The organism is Streptomyces sp. NRRL S-350, assembly GCF_000719705.1.
Lineage (GTDB): Bacteria > Actinomycetota > Actinomycetes > Streptomycetales > Streptomycetaceae > Kitasatospora.
Genome location: NZ_JOHO01000138.1, coordinates 1 through 4,156 on the forward strand (window position 1 = coordinate 1; position 4,156 = coordinate 4,156).

2 pseudogenes are annotated in these 4,156 nt (G+C 74.4%); both read right to left on the bottom strand.

Annotated elements, in window-relative coordinates:
* Positions 1-123 precede the first annotated feature (123 nt).
* A pseudogene (locus IF30_RS50065) lies at positions 124-3,245 on the bottom strand (SDR family NAD(P)-dependent oxidoreductase); the annotation flags it as partial.
* Between the two features lie 39 nt (positions 3,246-3,284).
* Positions 3,285-4,046 (bottom strand): annotated as a pseudogene (locus IF30_RS50940) (polyketide synthase dehydratase domain-containing protein); the annotation flags it as partial.
* Positions 4,047-4,156 lie beyond the last annotated feature (110 nt).

Genomic DNA, 4,156 nt, shown 5'->3' on the forward strand with positions numbered 1-4,156 from the left:
GGTGCAGGCGTCGTCGAAGGCGGCTGCGAACACCGGCTGGGTCTGGTACAGCTCTTGGCCCATGCCGAGTCGTTGGGCGCCTTGGCCGGTGAAGAGGAAGGCGATCTTGCCGCCGCGCACCGATCCTTGGACGGCTTGGGGGCTGGGTGTGCCGTTCGCTACGGCGGCCAGTGCGGCCAGCAGTTCCTCCCGGTCGGCACCGAACACCACGGCCCGGTGCGCGAACAGCGTCCGCCCGGCCGCGAGGGCCTGGGCGACCTCGGCGGTCGAGGCGTCCGGGTGTGAGCTCAGCCAGTGGCGCAGGCCGGCGGCCTGCGCGGCGACCGCCGCCGGGTTCTTCGCCGACAGGAGCAGTGGCACGACGGGGGCGGCTGCCCCGGGCTCGGCCGCCATCGCCGGAGCGGGGGCGGGGGCGGGTGGTGCCTCCAGGATCACGTGGGTGTTGGTGCCGCTGATGCCGAAGGAGGAGACGGCGGCCCGGCGCGGGTGGTCGGTCTCGGGCCAGGGCCGGGCCTCGGTGAGCAGTTCGACGGCCCCGGACTCCCAGTCGACGTGCGGGGTGGGCTCGTCCACGTGGAGGGTGCGGGGCAGCACGCCGTGGCGCATCGCCTCCCGTTGCTGGCGCCGTCCTGGTTGACGGCGGTGCCGCGGACCACCGCGAGCACCTGGTGCCCGGCGGCCTTCGCGTCGGAGAGCCGCTCCAGCAGCAGCATGCCCGCGCCCTCGGCCCAGATGGTGCCGTCGGCCGCACCGGAGAAGGACTTGGCCCGGCTGTCGGGCGCCAGCCCGCGTTGCCGGCTGAACTCCAGGAACATGCCCGCGTTGGCCATCACGGTGACGCCGCCGGCCAGCGCCAGGGTGCACTCGCCGCCCCGCAGGGCCTGCACGGCCAGGTGGAGCGCGACCAGGGACGAGGAGCAGGCGGTGTCGACGGTGATGGCGGGGCCCTCGAAGCCGAAGGCGTAGGAGAGTCGGCCGGAGGCGACACTCGCGGTGGAGCCGGTGAGCAGGTACCCCTCGATGCCCTCGGTGCCGGTGCGCACCAGCGGCCCGTACTCCTGGGTGATGACGCCCGCGAAGACGCCGATCTGCCGGCCGCGCAGGGTGCCCGGCACGATGCCGGCCCGCTCCATCGCCTCCCAGCTGGTCTCCAGCAGCAGGCGCTGCTGGGGGTCCATGGCGAGCGCTTCGCGGGGGCTGATGCCGAAGAAGTCGGCGTCGAACTCGTCGGCGTCGTAGAGGAATCCGCCCTGACGGGCGTAGGTCTTGCCGATCGCCTCGGGATCCGGGTCGAACAGTGCGTCGAGGTCCCAGCCGCGGTTGTCGGGGAAGTCGCCGACCGCGTCGACCTCGTCGGCGACCAGCCGCCAGAGCGCCTCGGGGGAGTCGGCGCCGCCGGGGAAGCGGCAGCCCATGCCGACGATCACGATCGGGTCGTCGTCCTTCGCCCGCCGGCTGCGGCCGGAGGCGCCGCCGGCCGGCTTCGCCTGCGGGACGGCCGAGCTGAGCAGTTCCTCCCGCAGGTGGCGGGCGATCGCGCCGGGCGTCGGGTGGTCGAAGGTCAGGGTGGCGGGCAGCCGGACGCCGACCGCCTTGCTGAGGGTGTTGCGCAGTTCGACGGCGGTCAGCGAGTCGAAGCCGAGGTCCTTGAACGAGCTGTCCGGGTCGATCGTGGCGGATGCGTCGTGACCGAGCACGGTGGCGATGTGCCGGCCGAGGAAGTCGAGCAGGAACGGGCCCTGCTCGGCCTTGCTGCGGGACACCAGCTCCTGCGCCAGCCCGTGCTCGCCGACGGCGGGGCCGGCCTCGGCGGCGCGGCGCGGACGCGGCTTGTACAGCGCGGTGAAGATCGGCGCGACGGTGCCGCCGCTCGCCTGGGCGCGCAGTCCGGCACCGTTGAGCTGGGCGGGGACCAGTAGGGCCCGCTCGTGGCCGAGCGCGGCGTCGAACAGGGCCAGGCCCTGGGCGTCCGGCATCGGGACGACGCCGGTCCGGGCCATGCGCTGCTGCTCCTGCTCGCCGAGCGTGCCGCCCATGCCGCCGGATTCGGCCCACAGGCCCCAGGCGAGCGAGGTCGCGGTCAGGCCCCGGGCCCGGCGGTACGCGGCCAGGCCGTCCAGGTAGGCGTTGGCGGCCGCGTAGTTGCCCTGGCCGGGAGCGCCGAGCGTGGCGACGACGGAGGAGTAGAGGACGAAGGCCGTCAGGTCCAGGCCCTCGGTGGCGGTGTGGAGGTTCCACGCGGCGTCGGCCTTGGGGGTGAGGACGGTGTCCATCCGTTCGGCGGTCAGCGTCGGGATGGTCCCGTCGTCCAGGACGCCGGCGCAGTGCACGACGGCGCGCAGCGGATGCGCGGCCGGGATGGCGTCCAGCAGTTCGGCGAGCGCCTGCGGGTCGGCCGCGTCGCAGCCGGCGATCCGTACGGTTGCCCCCGAATCAGCCAGATCGGAGGCGAGTTCGTCGGCTCCGGGGGCGTCCTGGCCGCGCCGGCTGGTGAGCAGCAGGTGCCGAACGCCGTGCTCGGTCACCAGGTGCCGGGCCAGCATCGAGCCCAGGGCGCCGGTGCCGCCGGTGACGAGGACCGTCCCGTCGGCGTCGAAGGCCGGTGCGGTCCGTTCGGTCACGGCTGCCCGGGCGAGTCGGGGCGCGGTGATCCTGCCGTCGCGCAGGGCGAGTTGTGGTTCGTCCAGTTCGAGGGCGGCGGGCAGGGCGGCGACCGAGGCGGGCGTGTCGTCCAGGTCCACCAGGACGATCCGGCCGGGGTTCTCGGACTGTGCGGTGCGCACCAGGCCCCAGACCGCGGCGCCGCCGAGATCGGTCGGCTGTTCGTCGCCGACCGGAACCGCGCCCCGGGTGACGACGGCGATCCTCGCGGTGAACTCCTCGTCCACGAGCAGCTGTTGGAGGACGGCGAGGACGTCGGCGGTGATCCGGTGGGCACTCCTGGCCGTGACGTCGGGGTCGGCCAGGGCCGGGACCAGCACGAGCTGCGGGGTTGCGGCGGGTGCGGCGGGTGTGGCGGCACCGAGGGCGGCGCGCAGCGAGTGCACGTCGGGGTGCCCGGTGACGGTGGCGTCGGCGCGGCGCAGGGCCTCGGTCAGTGCGGAGTCGCCGAGCACCGCCCAGTGCCGCTCGGCGGCGGCCGCCGGGGCGGGGGCGGGCAGTGCCGCCCAGTCGACCTGGTACAGCTCCAGCGCGGTGGTCGCCTGGGCGGCGGCGGCCATCTGGTCGGTCGCCACGGCGCGCATCGCCAGGGAGCCGATGGTGATCACGGGGGCGCCGGTGTGGTCGACGATGTCCAGCGAGACGGTGTCCGGGGTGGGCCGGGAGAGCCGGACCCGCAGGTGGGTCGCGCCCACTGAGTGGATGGCTACGCCGCTCCACGAGAACGGCACCCGGATGCTGTCCTCGGCCGGGGTCGCGCCCAGCACCAGGGCGGCGGGTTGCAGCGCCGAGTCCAGCAGGCCCGGGTGGACGCCGTACGCGCCGGCGTCGACGTCGGCCGGGAAGGCGACCTCGCCGTAGGTGGTGTCGCCGTCCTGCCAGGCGGCCCGTAGCGAGCGGAACAGCGGGCCGTAGCCGAAGCCGGCGTCGATGATCCGGGTGTAGAACTCCGCCATGTCCAGCGGCTCGGCGTCCGCGGGCGGCCAGTCGCCGTCCTCGAACGGCTCGAAGGCGCCGGCCGGTTCGCCGGTCGCGAGGGAGCCGGTGGCGTGCAGGGTCCAGTCGGTGCCGGGCTCGGCCTCCTCGGGACGCGAGTACAGCGCGAAGCCGCGCGCACCCGACTCGTCCGCGGCGTCGACCGCCAGCCGCACCTGGAGTGCCCCCTGCTCCGGGATCGCCAGGAAGGTGCGGTGGGTCAGCTCCTCGATCTGGTCGCAGCCGACGATCCGGGCGACGTGCAGCAACAGGTCGACGAAGGAGACGCCGGGCAGGATGTACGTGCCGTAGATCTCGTGTTCGGCGGCCCACGCCGGGTTGTCGGCGGAGAGCCGTCCGGTGAACAGGTGGCCCCGGCCGTTGGGCAGTTCGGTCTGGCTGGTGAGCATCGGGTGCTCGATGGCCGTCAACCCGAGTGCCCCGGCGTCGGCGGATCGGCTGCCGGGCGTGAGCCAGTAACTGTCGCGTTGGAAGGGGTAGGTGGGGAGGTCGGCGGGGT